Origin of the sequence: Pseudoalteromonas sp. SWXJZ94C (assembly GCF_015864385.1) — a bacterium.
In the GTDB taxonomy this organism is placed as follows: domain Bacteria; phylum Pseudomonadota; class Gammaproteobacteria; order Enterobacterales; family Alteromonadaceae; genus Pseudoalteromonas.
Genome location: NZ_JADYXF010000012.1, coordinates 25154 through 48864, shown reverse-complemented (window position 1 = coordinate 48864; position 23711 = coordinate 25154). Strand labels below are relative to the sequence as shown.

The following is a 23711-nucleotide window of genomic DNA, read 5'->3' as shown; positions in this document are numbered from 1 at the left end:
GTGATAAACATGTCTTATACTACTTTTAGCCGAAACCATAACAACCAAATGCAAGAGCCAATGTTCTTTGGCCAAACAGTTAACGTATCTCGTTACGACCAACAAAAATACCCTATTTTTGAAAAGTTAATTGAGAAACAACTTTCTTTTTTTTGGCGTCCTGAAGAAGTAGACGTAAGTAAAGACCGTTTAGACTTTCAAGCATTACCTGATCATGAAAAGCACATATTTTTAAGCAACTTAAAATACCAAACATTGCTTGATAGTGTACAAGGTCGTTCACCAAACGTTGCCCTACTTCCTATTGTATCGTTACCTGAGCTTGAAACATGGATAGAGACATGGGCATTTAGCGAAACGATTCACAGCCGTTCATACACGCATATTATTCGTAATGTAACGCAAGCCCCTGAGCTTATTTTTGATGACATTGTTAGCAACGACAAAATTAGCGAACGTGCCGATGCCGTAACTAAATACTATGATGATTTAATTAACTCTGTATCGCTTTACAATTTATACGGCGAAGGCAAACACGAGATTAATGGCAAAACAGTTATCGTTAATTTATTTGAGCTTAAAAAGAAACTTTACCTTGCAATGATGTCGGTAAATATTTTAGAAGCCATTCGCTTTTATGTGAGCTTTGCATGTTCGTTTGCATTTGCTGAGCGTGAACTGATGGAAGGTAACGCTAAAATAATTAAATTAATTGCACGCGACGAAGCACTTCACCTTTCGGGTACGCAGCATATTTTAAATATTATGCAAGATGGCAAAGATGACCCAGAAATGGCGATTGTTGCAGCCCAGTGCCGCGACGAAGCGATTAAAATGTTTGTTGATGCTGCAGAGCAAGAAAAAGAGTGGGCTGAGTATTTATTTAAAGATGGTTCAATGATTGGCTTAAATAAACATATTTTATGTCAGTACGTTGAATACATTACTAATGCACGTATGACTGCCATTGGCTTGCCAGCACAGTTTGAAACTAGCAGTAACCCAATTCCATGGATCAACTCATGGTTGGTGTCTGATAACGTGCAAGTAGCGCCGCAAGAAGCAGAAATCAGTTCATACCTTGTTGGTCAAATAGACTCTCAAGTTGATGCCTCACAATTTGGTGACTTTGATTTATAATGAGTGACAGAATCACTGCAAGTGTAACGCTTGCAGAAAACAGCCAGTGTATAGAATTTACCGCTGGCTGCCCTTCTCTTCTACAGTGCTTAGAATCCATGAAAATAGACGTTGCATTCCAATGCCGCGAAGGTTACTGCGGCGCCTGTAGAGCAACGTTAGTGTCAGGTAGTGTTGAATATAACGAAGAGCCACTTGCGTTTGTGCGCGAAGGCGAAATACTCCTGTGCTGCTGTAAACCCAATGGCAACGTAAGTATTAATTTAAAGTAATTTTCTGACAAATAAAAAGCCAATAATGAAAACGTTATTGGCTTTTTTCTTAAGGTGCATTACGGCTAAGTTTTATTTTTCTTTCAAATAAACGGTTTTCTTCTCTAGATATTGCTCTAAACCAAATTTACCATCTTCGCCGCCAAAGCCGCTCTGTTTCCAGCCATTATGAAAACCTTGATGCTGCTCACCCATACCACGGTTAACATAAACTTCACCCACTTCTAACTCGTTAATTGCTTTATTAATATCTGAAAAGTTTTGCGTAAATATATAAGCGCTTAAGCCATAAATACTGTCGTTACAGTATTTAATCGCTTGATCCATATCTTTAACTTTGACAATTGGGAGTACTGGCCCAAAAGTTTCTTCGTGCACTGCAATGTTATCTTGCTTAACGTCTACAAGTAACGTTGGTTCGTACCAACAACCACCTTCGAAACCCTCAACAGAAGCAACTTTACCACCAGTGGCGACAGAAGCGCCTTGTTGTATACTTTGTTGAACTATGTGATCAATGTTGTCTATTTCACGTTGATTACATTTAGGACCCATTTGTGTATCTGGGTTCATAGGATCCCCAACACGAAGTGCTTTTACAGCTGGTATAAATTTAGCCATAAACGCATCGTACACAGACTCTTGAACATATAAACGCTCAACACAGGTGCATACTTGCCCGCAGTTAGCAAAGCGACCCCAAAGCGCACCTTCAACAGCCTCATCAAGGTCGGCATCTGCCATAACAACCATCGGGGCTTTACCGCCAAGTTCAAGCATTACAGGCGTCATATATTCTGCGCTAGTTTTATAAATTTGCTTACCTGCAGCAGTAGAGCCTGTCATGGTGATCATTTTAGTAATTGGGCTTTCACACAATGCTTGGCCAACAACAGAACCTGATCCATTAATAACGTTTAGCACGCCAGCAGGAATCCCCGCTTCGTTTGCTAAACGACCCAGCTCGGTGGTTGCTAAAGGTGTTTCTTGGGTAGGTTTTAATACAATAGAGTTACCTGTAATCAACGCAGGTCCAATTTTACGACCAGCCAATGCCAGCGGAAAATTCCACGCAGTAATACCAACAACTACGCCACGTGGCACTTTATGAATGTATATTTTTTCATCTTCGTTATCTGAAGGTAAAATATCGCCTTCAATAGTAAGTGCATGGTCGCATGCATAGTCAATAAAAGTCGCTGTTACGTCGACTTCCATTTGTGCAACTGATAGCAATTTACCTTGCTCTGCAACAAGCATTGGTGCAAGAATATCTTTATTTTCACGAATTTTATTAGCAAACACGCGCAATATATTTTGACGTGTGCGAGCTGTCAATTTAGCCCACTTTTTCTGGCCTACATTCGCTGACTCAAGTGCATACTGCGCATCTTCTATACAGCCTTTTGGTATTTCACCAATTTTTTTACCCGTAGATGGGCTTAATATTTCAATGGTGCCACTTACTTTAGAAGCGACATATTCACCATTTATAAAATTCACATTATTATGAAAGTTCATTGTACTATCTCCCCATCCATCCGCCATCAACCAATAAAATAGCGCCGTTTACATAACTAGCAGCCTCAGAAGCCAAGAACACTGCGGGCCCTTTAAAGTCTTCAGGATTTCCCCATCGACCTTGTGGAATGCGCGCTAAGATGGCTGCATTACGCTCTTTGTCATTGCGTAATGCTTCAGTGTTATCGGTATCAATGTAACCTGGCGCAATGGCATTTACATTAATGCCTTTGCCAGCCCATTCATTTGAAAGCGCCATAACCAATTGCCCAATAGCACCTTTACTAGCTGCGTAACCTGGTACTGTAATACCACCTTGAAAGGTAAGCAAAGAAGCTGTAAAAATAACTTTACCCTCGCCATGTTCTATCATTTGTTTGCCTATTTCGCGGCTTAAAATAAATTGAGCATTTAAGTTAACTTCAATCACTTTATCCCATAAATCATCACCATGCTCAGCCGCAGGAGCACGTAGGATTGTACCTGCATTATTAACTAAAATATCAATTTTTGAAAAATCACTTTTTACATCATTAATAAAAGAATAAAGCGCATCACGATCACCAAAATCACATTGGTAGGCTTTAAAGTTTCGGCCAAGGGCTTTAACTTCTTTTTCTACTTCTGAGCCTTCAAGCTCTAAGCTTGCAGATACACCAATAATATCAGCGCCAGCCTGCGCTAAACCTAGTGCAATACCTTTACCAATACCGCGCTTACAACCTGTAACTAAGGCTACTTTGCCTTCTAAGCTAAATTTTTCTAGCATCTGATTCATTTTAATACCTTTATAATTTTTATTATTGTGGATTACATTCAACAAGCGCTTTCATGCCTTCTGGATTTCCATCCATACTCGCAAATGCACTACCAATATCAGTTAACGAACTAACCGAACTAATGAAAGGTTTAAGATCTATTTGGCCCGATGAAATTAATTCGATAGCCCAATCAAAATCGGCCGCTTCGTATACACGTGCACCTAATAACTCCAACTCTTTCCAAAAGAATTGAAATAAATCTATTTCAGGTTTAACACTGTGAATGGCCACCATTACTATACGACCCCGACGCCCTGCTATTTCGGTCATAGCCTCTATTGCGGGTTTTACGCCTGATACTTCAAATACAACATCTGCACCTTTTGTTTGTGTCCAACTGTCTACATAGGCAGCTAAATCTTCTTCAATGGGATTAACCGATTTAACACCTAGCTCATCGGCAAAAGCACGGCGGCTTTTGTTAGGCTCAGACACGAGTACTTCTGCACCAACACTTTTAGCAACCGCAGCAACTAATTGCCCAATTGGCCCGCCACCAAGTACAACCACTTTCTCACCCGCTTGTAAGCGCGAGCGTCGTACATCATGGCACGCAACCGATAAAGGCTCTATTAATGCGCCTTGTTTTAAATCAACGCCTGCTGGTAATTTATGCAAAATACGCGCTTTAACTGTCCAGCTTGACTGAAAAGCACCTGGTGTATCTATTCCCATAAACTTTAAGTTTTGACAAATATGCGTATGCCCTGCATTACACGTAGGACAATCGCCACACCAATCTAATGGGCGTACTACCACGTTTTCCCCTACAGCAAAGCCTTCAACGCCTTCACCTATTTCTGCAACAACACCTGATATTTCATGGCCAATTGTTTGCGGAATAGACACTCGTTGATCCATTACGCCGTGGTATATGTGCATATCTGTACCGCAAATCCCAACGTATCCAACACTCAATCTAATCTCACCCGCTTTAGGTTTAATAGATGTGCCTTCAACAATGTTAAATGACTTGTTGCCTATATATTGTGCAGCTTGCATATTTTTATACCTTCAAGAATGTTTAATTAAATAGTAACCAAGTAATGCATCATTAAAACAATGCCGATACGAGGAATATCAAAGTGAACTATCACACCTCAATATGGTTTATTGTTAACAATTTACACCTAGGTATGTTGTTTGTAAAGCCACTCTTAATATTTAATATAACTTCAGAGCAGTAAAGCGGGCCTGTTAAAAACATTAAGGCTTGAGTAATAAAATTTACTTGTATGTTTTACTTTCAACCTATATTGTCAACAATTAACACAATGTAAAGAGGGACTATAGTGATTAAAAACAAAAAATCAATTCTTAGCTTACTGATAATTAGCGCTATAAGCTTAGCGGGATGCAGCCAAAACACACAAACGCCCAGTAGCCAAACAAGTAATAACGTTGTATTTTCTGATGTGTCTGAACAAGCAGGCTTAATAACACAAAAAAACTGGAAGTATGGCGGCCCTACCATTGCCGATATAAACAGTGATGGTCATTATGATCTGCTGCTAACAAATCACGACACCACCCCTATTCGTTTATTTATGGCAAATGGAGATGGCACATACACACTACAAAACGATATTTTTCCACGAGCAGATCTACACGGTATGTCGGCCGGTGATTACGACAACGATGGCGATCTCGACGTACTTATTGCCCTAGGCGGTGGAAATGGCACCACACCTCAACCCCAGCGACTACTTAAGAACAATAATGGTAAATTTGAAGATAAAACTGTTGAAGCTGGCTTATCTAAAATGGGGGCTCGCGGGCGCTCTGTGCGCTGGGTTGATGTAGATGCCGATGGTGATCTTGATTTTATACAAGTAAACGCCGAAAAATTAATTCACGAAAACTCACCACGCAATATCATTTTTGAAAATCTCGGTAATGGAAAGTTTACTTATCACCCATCAGCTACTTTTGAAAATATAAAAGCCGAGCGTGTATTATTAACCGATTACAATAACGATGACATACTCGATATTTTTGCTTTTGATGGATACAACGATTTAACTATTTATCAAGGTAATAACGACTTTACCTTTGCCAATGTTACTAAAGATCTATTAGGTGCAAATAGTGAAGCCTACAAAGGCACGCTCGCAGTTGCACAAGCTGATATAGATAACGACGGCGATATGGACTACTACCTTGCTCGCGGAAAGCTAAGCTACGCTATCGCTAATAACAGTCTATCGTTTAATAAAGGCAGCAAACGGCTAGACCTGCGTGATGAAGGTAATAAAAGCCACGATGGCATAACACTCATTACCGACAACACAAACTCAGGAAGTCTTATACTAAGTGACTTTTATCACTTCCCGCGTGCCAAGCTATTAAGCCAAATGGATGTATACATAGGTGAGAAAAAAGAACTAATAAATACACCTAGTAAAAACACCACCATTAGCCAGAAAAAAGCGCAAGGGTTTCCAACTAAGCTTGATAAAACCGGCTGGTACATTGGGTATTTAGGGAATAATAAATGGCGAGTGGAATGGGTACTTACCGACAACCTTGCATGGGATGTACGCGCATCATTCAAAAATGTAAAAAACTATCAAAGCGATTGGCAACCACAAAATCTCGCCCTTCCTGATGTATTACTACGTAACGATAATGGTAAGCTGGTTGATATTTCATCTAAATTATCAGCATTAACAAACAGTAATAACTGGGGAGTTGTACCCGGCGATTTTAATAACGACACAAAAATAGACTTTATGGTCTATCGCTTTGGCGAACTAAAAGAGCGAGTTGCTGATGTTTTACTCATTAACCAAGGTGATTACAAATTTAAAGCAACAATCACTCACAACGCTGATACCGAACGTGGCTTAGACTCACACGGCGATATGGGAGCCGCATTTGACTTTAACCTAGATGGAAAACTCGACCTACTAAGCGGAGATGAAGATAACGGCCAATGGCATTTATATAAAAATACCACTGAGTTAAGTCACGCCCACTTCACCCTTATTAGAGTTGGATACTCAAAAAGTGGGGTTGATCCGTATGGTGCAAAAGTACAAATTAAAACAGCAACTGCGAACCAATATCAAGTTATTGGCTCACAAAGTGCTACTCACTCGCAAAGCTTACTTAATATTGTGCATTTTGGATTAGCACAAGCTGATACGCTTTCATCAGTTGTAATTACATGGCGAGATGGCAGCCAAAAAACGCTCACTAATGTTAAGGTAGACTCACTAATAAAAGTGGGAGAATTTAAGTAAGTCCTGTTTAATATGTACTAGCTCAGGCTTGATCTGACAGTTACCCATTTTTCTAATGATGACTGTTAGTTTAGATTTGAGCTAAATTATTTTCTGCCCAAACCGTTTTTCCATCCAGTGATGTTTTAAGTGGTGTTCGACCGCAACATACTTTCCCTTGATGAGTCCGATCATTGTTGTAGTAATCCATCCATTCGTCCAGATCTTTTTATAGTTCTTCCTTAAGCGTATAGCTAACAATTGAACGAACACCACTACCTGAAAAAAACACGCCTAATTTACGAAGCTCATTGCTGCTTCTATGATGGCCGTGAGCAGGATAGTCAACTGCATATTTAATGACGGCTTGCTCTGTTTCTTCGTCAACGCGATTCTTTATATTTAGTGTACGGTGGTTCTTTTCGATTAACGCATCAATCCCCCCTCATTAACGAGTTCTTGATAACGATAAAATGTATCTCGTGATACGCCCATGACTTTACAGGCTCTTGATACATTGCCTAGTTCTTCAGCAAGGTTAAGTAAACCGGCTTTGTGTTTTATGGTTGGGTTGTTAGTGTGCAACATGAGAGTTACCTTTTTGTTTGTTTTGATTTAAAGATTCGACACCTTTATCAAAACGGGTAACTCTCACTTTTTCAAGTTGAATTGTCAGATATTGTCTGAACTAATACATATAAGTTAACTTAATATATTTTTGCCTTTATTCTCTTGTTGATGAATAGTTACTGGCCATCCTGGATACTGATTACTTGCTTTACCATCGGCTATATCTATTAAAAACTTATATGCTTCCATTGTGTATGTCAGCTTTTCAGAATCAAATGTAATAAAGCCAAAACCACTCCCTTTCTCATGTGCCTTTACATAACGATTACTGGATTTACCAACCTGTGGATTTCCTACCGCATAGACATAAATCTTATTACCGAAAGTGTCATTATATTCGCCAGTTTCGCCAAGGCCGTGTGCTGGCCGGTTTTGGTAAGGCATGCTCATCGAATCAGGTTTCCACCATCTTGGCCAACCGGCAGAAATAGCTGGCGTACAAAAAGCCCAATTGCTATCTCTTTGCTGGTTTACGCCATATTGCGATAAAGAACCTAAATGGGTATCTCCACAAATATGTAACGCCATAGAGTCACGCATTGCGTCAATTGCACGGTTACGTGCAGATGCAGGCCAACCACTCGAATCAAAATCATATTTCAAGAAGCGATCAGGTAGGGGCTGATGAGTAGAAATAGCAGCAAACACCGTTTGACTTAATACCGCTTTTAATTTATGCCCACGCCAATCATTACCCCACTTTATAAGAAAGTTCTCTTGGCGGTTTCCTAACAGGTCTAAGCCGGGGGGATTGAATATAGGATTATAAAAAAGTGGGTCTTCATCTTGTCCCGTTTCGCCAACCGCAACATTAATACGCTCTGGGCCACTTTTCCATTGTCTGTCGGCAAGAATCGCAAAACCGACACCGCCATATAGCATAGTGCCATAATACGAGCTAATACCATTAGTTGGCGTTGGATCATAAGGATCTGGATTATGGTTGAGAGTGGTTTTATGTATCATATTTATCACGCGTGCAGAATCAATATAACCACCTAATGCACTTGCTGAAGGGTCTTTGGAAATGTTTTCCATCCTTGCACCACCTTCCCCCCACAAATTACCTTGGAGTACATCATGATCATCGGGCAAACAAATTGTCGGTTGATTACGCATTACCTCTTTGAAAGCCAAGCCAAACTGATAGAATTTGCGTAAGTAATTTAAAATCGCTAAATTATCTGGAGTACGAATTACACCAAATCCGCCATGACTTTCATAAATTTGATCACCAGAAAAGAACACCAAATCGGGGTTTAGTTTTTCGACATTTTGAGCAACAGGTTGGTACGGAAAACCATAATCATTTTGACACGTGAGCGCGGCCATTCGTAATTTTTCACTCGCTGGGTTCGCTTTTATAATCCCTGAATATATATCTGGGGTTTGTGTACCATCTGTGTGTTTTTCACGGTATACAACCCGAAAAGGCGTATCGCGTGTTTCATCCCAATTAGCAATACGAAAGGTCGCCAACCAGCCATCATGGTCTATGACTTGCGAATCAATAGCGAGCCACTGATCATCACGCTGTATTTGTAGTTCTATTTGCTGATTATCTTGTTCACCTATAGGCCCTGTGTAAGCACTCAACTTCATCACAAAGCCTTCATCACTCAATGTATCGTTTAACGAATACATAGTCCAAAGTATCGGACCAAACGCTTGTTCATCTATTACTGAAAATGCTTCACCTTGCATGGTCCAATTACTAAATTTATATCGTGCGCCCAACTTGTCTTCAGGTGCATTTTCATATGTGACGGATGGAATCGAAAAGTTACTCACCAACGCCACATTGCCTAATAATTCAGTGGCTGCAGCCAAATGAGTGAGAGTACCTATCACTTTTCCTGACGACGTTAAACTAACCGTTAACTCTAAAGCCATGGCACCTGATTGAGGTGTTCCAGTCAGCGTTAAAGTAACAGCTTGATCCTCTATCGGAATCGATATAGGCACGGTGTTATTGCCTAACACTAAATCGTTGTTTTTAATACCAAGGTCATAACCCTGCTGTACAAAACAATTACTACGGTATTCATTTAATTCACTTTTAGCACCAAGACGAATACCCGCGCCACCATCGTTGCTGTTTTGCTCTAAGCGAGACACTTGCACCGACATTGTAAAAGATTGGTCAAGATGCGCTATTTGGTGAGTGAGTGAATGAACACTACGATTACCACCTCTACTTCTACATTCAGCAGCACCATTAACTACGCGCCAATCCTCCATTGGATTAGCCCAATATTGTTTTCCAAGCCATACTCTATCATACGTTTTATACCAATTATCATGATGAGATTTAGTACCGCGGGTAGTTGTTGAAGCCACTGTCCCAAAACTGCTAGTGCAACCAGAAATTCCTGTAGCAGCAACACCAGCAGCAAGCATTTTGAGGACTGAACGACGAGATATGTTTTTGTTCATAGTTTTAATCTCACAAATCAAATATTGTTAACAGTAAACAAACTATATTTGATTTTTTACTAAAGATCAGCATTTTTTTTTTCTAAAAACGGTTACAAATTGATAAAAGTTAATTGCAAGTATTATCAGAGATGTTTACCTAGACACTAAATATTTTAGCTAGCTTGTTATAAAAAGGTATTATTGCAGATAGTTTTCTTAACCCGCCCTATATAAAGCTTTGTTTAGATAACCGATTAGAGCTTCCCACTATGAGAAAACTACAGTAACAATTTCTAAAATGAGATAGATTCTCCACTTTCAGTTAATAAATTTTTTGGGCTTGTTTATAAGTCATATCGCCTTTTTCTACAGCGTCGACAACTTGCAATTTAAAGCCTAATGAATAATCTCGTGTGTTCTTTTAATCGGTGTGTTCTTTTAATCGGTGTATTATTTGACTTGGTCATAATAAGTCCTAAATGTGTAAACACATTTCAGGACGAGACAAGTAACAAAAGCCAAAAAGCCCGCAGAAATGCTGCGGGCTTTTTATTAGATTAAAAATTTAGAAATTAATACGGGTATTAAGTCTCAATGTCCGGCCTGTTTTATATGCGTAAACAGTACGTGATTTAGTTGCATCGCCTTCAAGCGGGCTGCCTTCAGAAAACGTTTGGCCACCAGCATTTAAGAAACGACTGGTAAAGTATTGGCGTACGCCTTCGTCGGTTACATTGGCAACTTGTAGTGATACCGTCATGTAGTTATTTACTTTATAACTTGCAGAAAAGTCGAGCGTTTTACGTCCCTCTTCCCACAGCGATCCGTTTTCCCATGAGCGTTGTACTAGCTGATCGGTTGTCCCTTGGTAAGATAGACGTAATTGATGACCATCTTTTTCCCAAAAACCCGTTACGTTGTAGCTATGCTCTGGCGTATAGGCAACCGCCAATGAAGGAATTTTTACATTATTATCAATCGATGATACTTCTTGATCGTACTTACTGTCTTGATATGTATAGTTAGCCTGCAAGCCAAGGCCGGACCAAATACCCGGTAAGTTATCGTAGGTTTGCATGTATTGAAGCTCTAACCCTTTAATACTTGCCCCTTTACCATTTTTAATTCGGGTGGTGTTAAATTTGGCACACATTTGCTCTAAGTCGCCCGAATACATCCACTCTTTTTGATAATCCTGGCCACCTTGAAAACGCTTAGGCATACATTTTTCTAAGCTATCTTGGCCTGCAATAAGTACTAAATCGTCTGGGTTATAAGATTCGCCCTCTTCGAGTCCCACTCCACGTAGGTCATCCATGTAGGTAACAATCGTTTCAGACTCTTCAAAGTTTGTCATGTCTTTATAAAATAATGATGCTGCTAATAATCCCGAATCGTTGAAATACCATTCATATGATAAATCAAGGTTTATTGATTCAAGTGGATCGAGTTTAGGATTGGTAAGCGTAATTGAGTTGTTACGGTTTTCACCGCCCCATTGTGTTTCTCTTACTTTAAAACCAGGACGTAGTGAATCTATTTGTGGACGAGCCATTGTTTTAGATGCTGCAAAACGAATAATGGTGTCTTCACTTTGCAAGTAGTTAATATTGATACTGGGTAAAAACAAATCGTAGTCGTGCTCACCAGTTACTGCAAACGAGCGTAAGCTTCTGTCTTCTGTTGGTAATAAGTTTCCATTTGCATCAAATTTACGCTCGCCATATATCCAGTTTTTTTCGGTTGATACATCAGAATGGCGCCATAACCACCACTCAGATTCATTTGGATTACCACGTACAGCGTTAGGATCATGACACGCGCCTTGAGCAGGAATAGCCACATCGTCTGATTTATCAATAGTGCCTTTTGTGTCGTAGCCTAGACCATCGGTTCTCGACCAGCGTATTTCTTCGTTGTAATCTGCACCATAAAATTGCGTTGCAGCACACAGTGGTAAGCTAGTATCACGCAACTCTGCTAATTTAAATGGGTCCATTAAACGAGCATTATTTGAAGGGTCAAATGCAAACTGTACACCCGATGCACCTTGCACTTCTACAGTCGTTTTTACATAACGCACACCCACATCACCTGTAACACGTCCATCTGCTAATTCAAAATTTAGCTTGGTGTAAAATGCTAAGTTATCTAGCTCTGTATTGCGAGTGTTTGAATCGTCTGTGGCAAAAGCAACTTCTGGACTCCCTAAAGCTACTTCAAATGCTTTAAAAGCCGAAAATCGATTCCACCCATCGGTTACATTGTCGCGGCCATAACCTAAATCAGCCATAAAATCGTCAACAGGAAACCCTTCACCGTTGGTTATTAAATCACCAGAAATATCTCTTAAACCGCTACCAAGTACTGCAGGTTGGCCTGTTGCAGGGTTTATAACTACAACCCCCTCGCCTACACTATTAAAGGCACCTTGCTGAGCATCTACATATTTTGTACGTTTTGACCATTTTGCACCAAATTCAATTGAGCGTACATAGCTTGTGTCAAGCACGTAATCAAAATCGACAAAGAGCGATTTTTGTTCATCTTCGACTTCGTTGAGGGTTCTGCCCATGTACGATAAATGCTGCGCTTTTAGCTCATCCGGATTAAATCCCGTGGTGCTGTAGTTATCCCATAGATTTGTTGGGTCACCAAAAGTGTCGTTTTCGCCGTAATCAATTAAGCCGGTGCCTGTAACTAATTTACACGGACCGCCTGCTGTACAGTCATAACCAACAGGCTCCATATCCTCTGGTGGCACATTTACTAAGCTCCATGCACTAATATTGGCAAAATTTTGCAGTGCAACGTACACTGAGTTTTCTGGTATTTGCTGCGTTTTAGAGTACCCAACGCCAGCTTCCATCGAAAATGAGTCACTAAAACCGTGATTCATATCAAGTGAGTAAACTTGGTTTTTATTTTCAAATTCACCTTCTGACTGCACTAAACCACCGTTACCAAAGCGGTTGATAAATTTAGTAAATGTATTCGTTTTTAAATCGATTGTACGCCAGCTAGCTTCAGGATCAGTAAATTTAGCTGTCACGCCAGAAAGGCCTGGGTCTTCACCTTCAACTAAGTTTTTAGTTTCCATTGAGCGCGTATTAATACCATGCATTGAGTTATTAACATCTTGTTTTGCAAGGTTTGCGTTAAAGTTAAACTCTGTGTTTTCACTTGCTCGCCACTGCAAACCTAAGTTAATACTGGTGCGGTCATTTTGACTATCAAAAAGCTGATAATTAACTAAACGAGGTGTAATACCTACCGCATTTTCAACAACGTTGCCATTTGTATCTGTTGCTAAAGGCGACTGAACTGCTGTCCACTCTGTAGCAGAGTATTGGTCTTTTCGGTATTCGTTAGTCTCTTTAACTGCAGTAAAAACCACGCCAAAGGTATCGTCAAAAAGCTTTTTCGACATCGTACCCGATATTTTATAATTTTCTTTATCAGATAAATCGTTGTACCTACCTTCTAAAGTCATAGTGGAAATTTCATAATTTAAATCAAGCGGCTTTGTAGTCGAAAGATTGATATTTGCGCCTAGCGAACCCTCTTCATGATCTGCACTCGGTGTTTTTACCACTTCAATTTTAGATAAAATATCGGATGAATACTGCGATAAGTCTACGCCTTGGCTAAAACCTGTAGAACCTAATTGCACACCATTCATGCTAATATTGTTTTGTTGTGAGTTAGCACCACGCACAGATATTCGTGCACCTTCACCATCAACGGATTGTACTGATACACCAGTTACACGCGAAAGCGCATCAGCAATATTTTGATCGGTAGACTTACCTATATCTTCCGCGTTAATCGAATCAACAACGTTTTCAGCAAAACGCTTATCATTAATAGATTTTTTGAGACTGGCGGCTAACCCGCTGACTTCAATTATTTCAATATCGGCTTCTACTTTCGGTTTTTCTTGTGTGCTTTCGTCTTGCTTGGCGTAAACCAATTGTGTTGCAAGTACTGCAGCTGTAATCGCGCTCAACTTGAACGCTTTGTTGATGATTGTCATGTGTGTTCCCTTTCTAAGGTATTATTATGTTGTCAGGTTAATCTTTTGTAAACAATAATATAATAACCAAACAATTGTCAACTGTATTTTGTTAACAATATTTATTTGATTATAAAAAACCAACTTAATGCGTAAGCATTAAATTGCTCTTAAGTAACAGTGTTAAAGTAAATATTTACACAGAGTTTATCGTCAATAGTTCTAGCCTAATCAAAATTCTTTTATATACGGCCAACCAGTAAACTGCTTTTCTGTTGATGGATCTGTATTCCACTCCCAGCACTCTAATTGATAATATTTTTTTGCATGGTTTATTTTAATAATTCCATAACCTTCACTTTTTAAGTTTCTGTCAGCTAAAAACTTACCCCACGTTGTATTTTGTTTAGCAAAAAGTTTATGCGTAACTTTTGGGTTAGCTGCCGCTAGAACTCGCATTTTATTGCCAAACGTGTCGGTAAAATCACCGGTGTTTTTGTCGTTGTTTCGCTGATTTGGTAAAGGTGCGTAGGGTTCAAACCATCGCTGCCAAAATGCTGCGCTAGCTGGGCCTGCAAAAAACAAGCTGCCATCATCAAAAGTATTGATTCCTTGATAGGCAAGCAATCCGAGGTGTTGATCTCCCGCAATTACTAATGCGTTAGCGTCACTTACTAGTTTTACTGCGCGTGTACGCCCATCAGCCGGGTAGCCATTTGCATCGTAATCTATTAATGCTTTGCCATTTTCATCGGTTTGAGGCGACCCCCACATGGAAGCTGTAATACATATTTTAGGTTTACCCGGGTGCATAGTTTGCCAGTCTTTTAAAAAGGCTTCTTGGCGTTTACCTAATAACTCACCCGTTGTGGCAAGCTTATTAGCTTTGTAGTCAGGTGGCGTTTTAAATTTACGATCCTCAACCATCGCAAAACTAATACCGCCATATTCAAATGCAGCATAACTAACCGGAATATCATATTTTATCGGTGTGGGATCGTAAGGGTCCGGATTATGCCCATTTTGCATACGGTAGATCATTCTAACAAGGTCTTTGTCCCACTTATAACCGCCGTCTTCTTCTTTTGGCATATCGGAGTGCTCGGCTCCATCGCCCCACAAGTTACCTTGCAGCACATCATGGTCATCAACTAAAACAAGTGTAGGCTTATCTTTTATACTATCGGCAAACGCCCAGTACCATAAGTACCATTTATATAAGGTATCTAGTTTGGCATCTTTGGTGTGGCGACCATAGCGAGTCGGGTATGTTTCGTAGTACTGATCGCCACAAAAGACATACATATCAGGGTTATGGTAATTAGCATTTTCTACAAGTTCAGTGTGAGGAAATAAAATATTGTCTTTGGTGTAACGTCCTAAATCGCGCTCGCTACTAATAAGGCGTGTGTAATGTGTGTTGTCTAAGCTTTTAGAAGTAGGAATAATACAAGAGTACAATGCAATCGTGAATTCTTTAGTATTTTGTGGGTCCTTAGCAATAGTGCCAAAGTATAAAGTGTCTTCAGGCTTTTGTGGGTTAACAATTCTGTATTGAGCTTGTTTTAAATAGTTCCAATTACTTAACCTAAACCTTGCTACAAACCCATCTTCAATTTTTGCTGTGCCTGCATGCTGCCAATCCAATTGGTTTTCAAACTTATATTGCAGCTCTACGCGTGAAAATTCTTTAATATTAATAGGCATTAACTGACAAGATAACTTGAGTACCTGTTTATTAACGCTATACATACACCCCATAACCGGGCCTAAGGTATTGGCATTATTTAGAGTTATTTTACCGCCACCGGTTTCAATATCACTAAACCCCCAACGTGCGCCTGCTACAAAAGGCTCTGAGGAGCTTAATAACGAAATCCCCCCTTGCAGTTGATCTGCGGGTACTTTGTGAAGTACTGCAAATCCTAACTCCTGGGCTGTATTTGTGTTACTTGCCACAAGACGAATATCAAAATGGTGTGCATCTATTGGGTCTAAATGGCAATCGAGTGTTATTTTATCGCCGCTTTTATATTGTTGTATATTAAATGGAGTACGATTAATAATAGTAAAATCAAGCGCTTTGCTTTCATCATCAAACTGTCTAAATGATAATTTACCTAAACTGTCAAAGGCGGCAATTATTCCGCCATTTTCGCCACCAGCTCGCTGTGCTAAAGCAGCACCTTTAGCTGATAGCTCACCTTTGCCAATTCCTAATAAAAATCCACAAAAGCCCTCTTCATTCGGTGTTAAATTGCGTACGGTGGCTTTTATACGCCCACTTTGTAATGAGCCATTAAGTTGCCTGGTGAGTAACGATACAGTACGCGCTTCAAAATCTTTTCCTTCTCGGGTACATAAAAGCTCATTACCTATACGCTGCCAATCTTGTAGTCTGTTGCCCCAAAAATGCTTACCAAGCCACACCTGCTTACTAAAATTAGTATTATCTAATGGCGCAGTTGAGGTTAAGTCACCTCGGTATGATGCAAATAATCCGCTGCAACCACTTAACAGGCTTGAACTTAGTAGACCAGCGCTGAGTTTTAAAAAACTTCTCCGTTTCATTTTAATCACCTTTATTATTGTGTGTTAATAAGACGCCTTGTGTAGACAGTGTTTTTACATAAGGGGGTTATGCATTCAGGTAGCCATTAGGGTTATTACTTTGCCAGCGCCATGTGTCTTTCATCATGTCTGCGAGGGTATATTGACATTGCCAGCCTAAAACAGACTGGGCTTTAGATGAATCGGCCCAAAAGGCAGCTAAGTCGCCATCTCGGCGCTTTACAATGTCAAAGTTAATATCAACTCCGGTATACTCAATAAATGCTTTTACTATGCCAAGCACAGAATAAGGAGTACCAGTGCCTAGGTTAAATGCTTCATATAGACTGTGGTGTTGCTCGCCAAGCCATTTAAGGGCTTTAATATGACCATTCGCTAAATCACTAACGTGTATATAGTCACGCTCACATGTACCGTCTTCAGTAGGGTAATCGCCTCCAAAAATAGCTAATTTGTCACGTTTACCTACAGCAACTTGAGCAATAAAGGGCATTAAATTGTTAGGAATACCTAATGGGTCTTCTCCTATTTGGCCGCTAATATCTGCGCCAATAGGATTAAAGTAGCGCAGGCTGGCTACTTGCAAACCGGTATTTGAGGCGACTATTTCTTGTAGTATTTGCTCAATCATTACCTTTGTTTGCCCATACGGGCTTGCTGCACGCCCTAGAGGTAAACTTTCGGTATAAGGCACCGATGCGCCTTGTCCATAAACTGTAGCTGATGAGCTAAACACGAGTTTATCAACATTAGATTTAAGCATGCATTGGCATAAATTTAAGGTAGACACCAAGTTGGTATAATAATACTCAAGTGGTTTTTCTATGGATTCGCCTACCGCTTTTAAACCTGCAAAGTGAATAACCGAATCAAATTTATGCTCGCTAAACGTGGCAGACAACTTATCGTTATCAAGTAAACTGGCGTGAATAAATTCAACTTTTCGCTTTGATAACGCTTCTACGCGAGTTAGCGATTCACGACTCGAGTTACTTAAATCGTCTATTACTACTACGTCAAAACCATCTTTTAATAAGCTTAAAACAGTGTGGCTGCCAATATATCCCGCGCCTCCTGTTACCAGTACTTTTTTCATTAGATTGTCCTTATGCTCTTATAAGTGATACACCAGCTGAAGGTACGCTTGTGTAAATCGTTTCTTTTAATCCTGTTTGTTGCTCGTACTGCGTTTCAATAGCACTAATTACATTCTCTACCAAAAAATTAGGAACAAACGCCACTACACAACCACCAAAGCCACCGCCCGTCATTCTTACGCCGCCGTGTTCATTAATTACTTTTGCGATAATATTCACAAGAGTGTCAATTTGGGAGGTGGTTATTTCGAACAAATCACGCATAGAGGCATGGCTTTGTGCCATTAGTGTGCTTAGTTTGGCTATATCGTTATTAGTAAAAGCTTGCATAGCTTCTAATGTGCGCACATTTTCATACACTATATGCTCAACACGTTTAGCTACACTTGGGTCAAGGGTATGCTTTTTACTTTCGTACTCACCAATACTTACTTCCCGCAAGCTCGGTTTAGACAAGGCTTCTGCTCCTGCATAACATTGTTCTCGGCGTAAATTATATTCACTATCAAGCAAGCCTCGTTTAACGTTTGAGTTAACCATTAAAATAGTCATCTTTGGGTCAATACTCACTTCAATTAAATCAAGTGAGCGGCAATCTATACCCAATGCTTGTCCTTGCTGACCACACGCCGATATAAGCTGATCCATAATTCCACAGTTGCAGCCCACAAAATTGTTTTCGGCTGCTTGTGCAATTTTGGCTATGTCTTTTCGCTCAATAAACAATTCACATAAATGATTAAATGCATAAGCAATACCTACCTCAAGTGCAGCCGATGAACTAAGACCAGCTCCTTGCGGGACATTACCTGTGATGCATATATCGCAGCCACTGAGTTTATGATTTCGTTTTTGCAGTTCATCAACTACGCCGCGAACATAATTACTCCACGTTTGCGTACTGTGGCTATTAAGCGGTTTATTTACTAAAAAGTTGTCGGTTTGGTTATCGCAATCAAGTGCAAGTACATTTACTACATCGTCAGTTCGAGGGGACACCGCAATGTAAGTAGCGTATTCAATGGCACAAGGCAGTACAAAACCGTCATTGTAATCGGTGTGCTCACCAATTAAATTAACACGCCCTGGGGCTTTGACAACAAAGTCGGCATCGTGTCCAAAGTGGTTTGAAAAAGCTAACCGTGCGCTTTGTTCAACATTCATTTAGTGTTCTCTTTATAATGCGTTAGTGATTGTTTCTTCAAAATAGTGGCAGCTTGCTCGGGTGTAATATCACGCTGTGCTTCGGCCATCATCTCGTAACCAACCATAAATTTTTTAACACTGGCTGATCGTAGTAATGGCGGTAAAAACTGCGCATGTAATTGCCAAAATAAGTGGCTTTGACCATCATAAGGCGCGCCATGCCAGCCCATAGAGTACGGAAATGAACACTGAAATAAGTTATCGTAACGAGTTGTTATATTTTTAATAATTTCAGCTAGACTACTTTGTTGAACGTCTGTCAGCTGTATCATTTGAGTAATCGCAAACCGAGGCAATAGCAGTGTTTCAAATGGCCATGCAGCCCAATAAGGCACAACCACCAGCCAATCATCGTTTACACAAACCACGCGTTCTTGCTTTTCAATTTCACGTTTTGCGTAATCAAGCAGTAAATTACTTTTATACTTTTCGTAATATCGTTTGAGGTTTTCGTGTTTACGCGCAACCAAACTAGGTAATTTATTTTGTGCCCAAATTTGACCATGTGGATGTGGGTTAGAGCACCCCATTACAGCACCTTTATTTTCAAATACCTGAACCCATTTATAAGTTTTTGATAACTCTACGCATTGCTCTTGCCATGTGCTTACTACATTTGTAACTTGCGAAACACTAAGCTCTGGTAGTGTTTTTGCATGATTAGGCGAAAAACAAATAACACGCGCAGTGCCACGCTCTGTATGCATGCTAAATAGGGGATCGGTTTGCTCCACATCAGGCACACCTTCACGCAAGGCGGCAAAGTCATTAGTAAACACAAAGGTGTTTTTGTAATCTGGATTTACTTCGCCGTTAATACGCGTATTGCCTTTACATAAAAAGCAGCTTTCGTCGTATTCTGGTTTAACCTCAATATCTACACTTTCTTCTTGACCTTGCCATGGGCGTTTAGCCCTGTGTGGCGACACCAACACATATTCATTTAATAATGGGTTTAAACGCCGATGTGGATGCTCTGTCGGGTCAAATTGATTTTGTTGCTCACTCATTGTTTACTTTCCCTAGTTACTGTTTTGAAAGGTACCGGCGTCGAGCACTTGCTTACGAGGAGTAAAACGACAAATATAGTTCCAGTTCCAACTGGCATCGTATTTATGGCACAACCCCCAGCTAATTCCAGGTGCTGGATTTTGCTCAAACCCTTGCGCTGGTCGATATAAGCCTATCGCTTCTGGACCGCCTTTTATATGCGCCATAATTTCAAAATTAATACCGTCCTGAGCAAATTGAATGGTGTTTTTTTCAGGGCCATCGGTTGTTAGCAAACTAGCAATACCCCCTTTATAATTCCAAACAACGACCTCATGACCGCTATTTGAAATAGGGTTATAAGGCGATTTAACATAAGGACCTAATACATCATCAGCAATAGCAACACCGTGTTTTATTTCACGACCACCAAAGTTCATTCCTTCACCTTGGGTTTCGCCTTTGTAGTACAAGTAAAATTTATTATTAAAAAATACTAAACATGGGTCGTGTACTTTATGGCTATCAAAACTACCTTTAGCTGTTACTGCAAAACGACTGTCTTCATCACCAAGCCATTTACCATCTTTGCTTGGGCTTACAATCGGTTTTGGTGATTTTATCCACGGCCCAAATGCAGATTCAGAGTGAGCTATTGCAATATGTTCGTACTGACGATTTGTATAAGGTGTTTGTACTGTTTGATAAACCAAATAATAATGACCTTGATGCGCAAATACTTCAGGGGTAAAAATAGCGCGATCGTCATAGTTACCAGCGTCGCCTCGACTCACAGCGACCCCTTGTTCTTGCCACGTTATGCTGTCTTTTGACGTTGCATGCCAAACTTGCGTTAAATCCCAAGGAAACACTTTTGCACTTGAGTCTTGTGCATTAAAACCAACTGTTTCCCCCTCACCTTTGGTGTACCAACAATGATAAACACCATCAATGTATAAAACAGATGAAGGATCGCGACGTATAACTCCTTCTTCATAGGCAAAATCACCCAGCAACGGTTCCACATCAAATTCTGTCAGCCACTGCGGGCCATATTTATCGTAGCCACGCTCTATTGCACGCTTACTTGCTAAACTTAATTTTTTATCAGACATGTTAATTCCTTACTTACCTAGGCTTATATTTAGCGACTGGTATACGTCAAGAGGTAAAATCGCGCCTTGATGCTGCACAACTTGTGAGGCAACACTGTCAGCCATTTCTAATGCATTTTGAGGGGTTTGTGCGCACATTCTGGCGGCTAAGTAGGTTCCGGCAAATGAGTCGCCAGCCGCTGTACTGTCAACTTGCTTTGCAGCGGGTGTAAACGGACATGACGCTTTAATATCATCTTTGCAATAAACCTGCATCCCGGCACTACCAGCTTTAATAACAATTTCGTCGATATCAAATTGTGTACAGTACTTAACAATCTCTGCACTGCTTGAATGACCGAATAACACACGGTGATCATCAAGACCTGGTAAAACTACATTACTAAGCGCATAAGCACGCTCTAGCCATTCAATAGCGTGGCTTTTTGATTGCCACATACGCGCGCGATAATTAGGGTCGAACGCAATTGTGCAGCCTTGTTTTTTAAGATCAGCTAATAATGTGAGTAAACCTTGTTTAGATTCATCATCTAAAATACCTAAACTAATGCCACTGAAAAACACCCAGTCTGATTCTTTCAAACCTAAATTAAATGGCTTTTGAGTATATAAACTCATCATATGCTTCGCTGCTGATTGATTACGCCAATAATCAAAGCTTCGCTCACCATCAGCATCCGTTGAAATAGCGTAAATACCCACGTTATAGTCTGCTGTTGTAATCACGTTTTGCGTGCTAATACCTTCTTGTTGCCAACATTTGAGCATATTGGCACTCAGTACGTCGCTACCTACAGCTGTAAATAGCGCGCAATTTAGTGTGTTAGCAAAACGCTTTGCATACACAAGAGCATTGTAAGTATCGCCCGCAAATGACTGCTTGCATTCGCTAATACCTGTTGGTACTAGCTCAACCATACATTCGCCAATAGCGAGTAAAGTACTCACACACCCTCCTGTACTTTTTTAGTGTGTAGGCCTTCTAGGTAGACTTCAATTTCTTCTATCGATTTATTTTTAGTCTCTGGCATAAACTTAAATAACAATGCAAAGCCGGCTACACCCGATACGGTATAAAGTAAAAAGATGTTTGCAGCGCCTAAATTACTTAGCTGCCATGGGAAAAACTGCTGAACAAAATAGCTAATTACACTGGCTATAAATGCAAAGGTAGGAATGGCCACACCTCGAATACGAGTCGGGAATATTTCAGAAAATATTACCCACATAATTGGCCCAATCGAAAAGTGAAAGGCTGCAATAAAGCCCGCTATACCAAATGATATAAGTGGCGCGTTTATAGTTGCTGCGCGTGAAATTAAATCGCTTTCAAATAATTGCTGTTGCGAAGCTGTAAGTACGCTCGCTAAAGCCTGCTTAAATTCAATATCACTGTGATACACGGTACCAATTATGTGCTCCAGTCCTGTAATAGAGTTTAACGCTGAAAACGAGGTTATATCTTCAGCCGACAAACTATATTCTGCCTGGCTAAAGCCTAAATAACACATAAACAAACTAATTGTTGCAGCTGCTAATCCCCAAATAACAAGGGGTCTGCGCCCTAACTTATCTATCAAAGCAATAGCTACCACAGTAAATACAATACTGACTAAACCAATTAAAACAGCGTTAAAAAAAGCAGCATCAGTGCCGACTCCCAGTTGTTCAAACACCGTTGGAGCATAAAACATTATGGCGTTAATCCCCGTCACTTGCTGCACAATAGCAATAGTAAAAGCAATAATGACAGCTGTGCGAACACGACTTTCGAGTAGTTGTTTAAATGAAGAAAAATACCCACCTGTTTCGCTGTAATCAACCAAGCTCTCTTTAATACTCTTAAGTTGCTCTTGGGCCAATTCAGTATTTTTATTTAAACGATGCAAGATAGTTATAGCGCGTGTTTCGTTGCCTTTCATAACTAACCAACGCGGGCTTTGAGGAATAGTAAATAATAATAAAAACCATAAAATAGCAGGAATAATCTCAACGCCTAGCATCCAGCGCCATAAATTATCTTGTACATTCCACTGTGTTACCCACTCAAAATTACTGTGAGCTAAATCAACAAGTAAGTAGTTAGCAAAATACGCTGCGGATAATCCAACAACAATATTTATTTGAATCATAGACACTAATTTACCACGGTACTTAGACGGTGCAACTTCGCCTATATACATAGCAGCGACCGATAAAGACGTGAATGCTAATCCACCTATAAAACGAGCAGCAACTAATAGCTCGTAACTTGGCGCGAAAACCGATGCAATTGCCGACAGTATGTATATAAACGCAATGCCTATTAAAGTATTTTTTCGGCCAAACATATTGCATATGTAACCGGTAATGACTAAAGCAAATAGCACACCAAAACCAGGCGCACTCACTACAGTGCCTATTTGAATGTCTGATAAATTGAATTCTGCCGATACAAAACGAACCGTACCTGAAATAAGAGCAGCGTCTAATCCAAATATAAAGCCGCCAAAGGCGACAATAAATGCAAAGAAAAACACATTACGTTTACTACCATTCATACTTTTATCCAACTTTGTTGTTATCATTGTGTGTTGCTTTATATAGAGAATAAAGCGAGTGCTAGTGTCAAAACCCAACATTGTTAACAATTAACCATGAGTAATGACTTCGAGACTATTTCAAAATTAACGCACTTGCAACATCTATTTT

Annotated in this window: 15 protein-coding genes and 1 pseudogene; 3 read left to right on the top strand and 13 right to left on the bottom strand. The window is 40.1% G+C overall.

Annotated features, from left to right (window positions below):
- Positions 1–9: 9 nt before the first annotated feature.
- Complete coding sequence (gene nrdB / locus I6F65_RS07045) at positions 10–1140, top strand: class Ia ribonucleoside-diphosphate reductase subunit beta (protein WP_166110898.1); 1131 nt, start codon at positions 10–12, stop codon at positions 1138–1140.
- Positions 1140–1412: a class I ribonucleotide reductase maintenance protein YfaE gene (yfaE, locus tag I6F65_RS07040; protein WP_197112192.1), complete on the top strand. Its 273-nt coding sequence runs from the start codon at positions 1140–1142 to the stop codon at positions 1410–1412. The genes nrdB and yfaE overlap by 1 nt, the downstream gene beginning before the upstream one ends.
- Positions 1413–1484: 72 nt before the next feature.
- Here yfaE and aldA read toward each other — a convergent pair whose 3' ends face one another.
- From aldA to I6F65_RS07025, 3 genes are read right to left on the bottom strand one after another with little or no spacing between them, the layout of a single operon-like run.
- Positions 1485–2933, bottom strand: coding sequence for an aldehyde dehydrogenase (gene aldA / locus I6F65_RS07035; protein WP_197112190.1), 1449 nt, complete (start codon positions 2931–2933; stop codon positions 1485–1487).
- Between the two features lie 4 nt (positions 2934–2937).
- Positions 2938–3702, bottom strand: a complete 765-nt coding sequence (locus I6F65_RS07030; protein ID WP_033012689.1) for a 2,5-didehydro-3-deoxy-L-galactonate 5-reductase — start codon at positions 3700–3702, stop codon at positions 2938–2940.
- Between the two features lie 31 nt (positions 3703–3733).
- Positions 3734–4756, bottom strand: coding sequence for a zinc-binding dehydrogenase (locus tag I6F65_RS07025; RefSeq protein WP_197112188.1), 1023 nt, complete (start codon positions 4754–4756; stop codon positions 3734–3736).
- Positions 4757–5046: 290 nt separating this feature from the next.
- Here I6F65_RS07025 and I6F65_RS07020 point away from each other — a divergent pair, with 290 nt between their 5' ends.
- Positions 5047–6999, top strand: coding sequence for a CRTAC1 family protein (locus tag I6F65_RS07020; RefSeq protein WP_197112186.1), 1953 nt, complete (start codon positions 5047–5049; stop codon positions 6997–6999).
- A gap of 70 nt (positions 7000–7069) precedes the next feature.
- On the opposite strand, the pseudogene I6F65_RS07015 reads toward I6F65_RS07020, so the two are convergent.
- From I6F65_RS07015 to I6F65_RS06970, 10 genes and pseudogenes are all read right to left on the bottom strand, one after another.
- Positions 7070–7566, bottom strand: a pseudogene (locus tag I6F65_RS07015) (helix-turn-helix domain-containing protein).
- A 114-nt stretch (positions 7567–7680) separates the two neighbouring features.
- The gene (locus I6F65_RS07010; protein ID WP_165727481.1) at positions 7681–10044 is read right to left on the bottom strand and encodes an alkaline phosphatase D family protein; all 2364 of its coding nucleotides are present in this window, start codon (positions 10042–10044) and stop codon (positions 7681–7683) included.
- A gap of 547 nt (positions 10045–10591) precedes the next feature.
- Positions 10592–14062, bottom strand: coding sequence for a TonB-dependent receptor (locus I6F65_RS07005; protein ID WP_165741745.1), 3471 nt, complete (start codon positions 14060–14062; stop codon positions 10592–10594).
- 210 nt (positions 14063–14272) lie between these two features.
- Complete coding sequence (locus I6F65_RS07000) at positions 14273–16612, bottom strand: alkaline phosphatase D family protein (protein ID WP_197112184.1); 2340 nt, start codon at positions 16610–16612, stop codon at positions 14273–14275.
- 67 nt (positions 16613–16679) lie between these two features.
- On the bottom strand, positions 16680–17708 hold the full coding sequence (gene galE / locus I6F65_RS06995) for a UDP-glucose 4-epimerase GalE (RefSeq protein ID WP_197112182.1): 1029 nt from the start codon (positions 17706–17708) through the stop codon (positions 16680–16682).
- Between the two features lie 10 nt (positions 17709–17718).
- On the bottom strand, positions 17719–18873 hold the full coding sequence (gene galK, locus I6F65_RS06990) for a galactokinase (RefSeq protein WP_197112179.1): 1155 nt from the start codon (positions 18871–18873) through the stop codon (positions 17719–17721).
- A complete protein-coding gene (locus I6F65_RS06985) occupies positions 18870–19925 on the bottom strand; it encodes a UDP-glucose--hexose-1-phosphate uridylyltransferase (RefSeq protein ID WP_166419029.1) in 1056 nt (351 codons plus the stop codon). The genes galK and I6F65_RS06985 overlap by 4 nt, the downstream gene beginning before the upstream one ends.
- Before the next feature lie 12 nt (positions 19926–19937).
- Complete coding sequence (locus I6F65_RS06980) at positions 19938–21020, bottom strand: glycosyl hydrolase (RefSeq protein WP_197112177.1); 1083 nt, start codon at positions 21018–21020, stop codon at positions 19938–19940.
- A 9-nt stretch (positions 21021–21029) separates the two neighbouring features.
- Positions 21030–21968: a sugar kinase gene (locus I6F65_RS06975; protein ID WP_197112175.1), complete on the bottom strand. Its 939-nt coding sequence runs from the start codon at positions 21966–21968 to the stop codon at positions 21030–21032.
- The gene (locus tag I6F65_RS06970; RefSeq protein WP_197112174.1) at positions 21965–23560 is read right to left on the bottom strand and encodes an MFS transporter; all 1596 of its coding nucleotides are present in this window, start codon (positions 23558–23560) and stop codon (positions 21965–21967) included. The genes I6F65_RS06975 and I6F65_RS06970 overlap by 4 nt, the downstream gene beginning before the upstream one ends.
- Positions 23561–23711: the final 151 nt, after the last annotated feature.

Bases quoted from the DNA above. Each gene is read 5' to 3' on its own strand.
- I6F65_RS07010 (WP_165727481.1), bottom strand. From the start codon at position 10,044: ATGAACAAAAACATATCTCGTCGTTCAGTCCTCAAAATGCTTGCTGCT.
- I6F65_RS06980 (WP_197112177.1), bottom strand. From the start codon at position 21,020: ATGTCTGATAAAAAATTAAGTTTAGCAAGTAAGCGTGCAATAGAGCGT.
- I6F65_RS07030 (WP_033012689.1), bottom strand. From the start codon at position 3,702: ATGCTAGAAAAATTTAGCTTAGAAGGCAAAGTAGCCTTAGTTACAGGT.
- galE (WP_197112182.1), bottom strand. From the start codon at position 17,708: ATGAAAAAAGTACTGGTAACAGGAGGCGCGGGATATATTGGCAGCCAC.
- I6F65_RS06970 (WP_197112174.1), bottom strand. From the start codon at position 23,560: ATGAATGGTAGTAAACGTAATGTGTTTTTCTTTGCATTTATTGTCGCC.
- aldA (WP_197112190.1), bottom strand. From the start codon at position 2,933: ATGAACTTTCATAATAATGTGAATTTTATAAATGGTGAATATGTCGCT.
- I6F65_RS07005 (WP_165741745.1), bottom strand. From the start codon at position 14,062: ATGACAATCATCAACAAAGCGTTCAAGTTGAGCGCGATTACAGCTGCA.
- I6F65_RS06985 (WP_166419029.1), bottom strand. From the start codon at position 19,925: ATGAGTGAGCAACAAAATCAATTTGACCCGACAGAGCATCCACATCGG.
- yfaE (WP_197112192.1), top strand. From the start codon at position 1,140: ATGAGTGACAGAATCACTGCAAGTGTAACGCTTGCAGAAAACAGCCAG.
- galK (WP_197112179.1), bottom strand. From the start codon at position 18,873: ATGAATGTTGAACAAAGCGCACGGTTAGCTTTTTCAAACCACTTTGGA.
- I6F65_RS07025 (WP_197112188.1), bottom strand. From the start codon at position 4,756: ATGCAAGCTGCACAATATATAGGCAACAAGTCATTTAACATTGTTGAA.
- nrdB (WP_166110898.1), top strand. From the start codon at position 10: ATGTCTTATACTACTTTTAGCCGAAACCATAACAACCAAATGCAAGAG.
- I6F65_RS07000 (WP_197112184.1), bottom strand. From the start codon at position 16,612: ATGAAACGGAGAAGTTTTTTAAAACTCAGCGCTGGTCTACTAAGTTCA.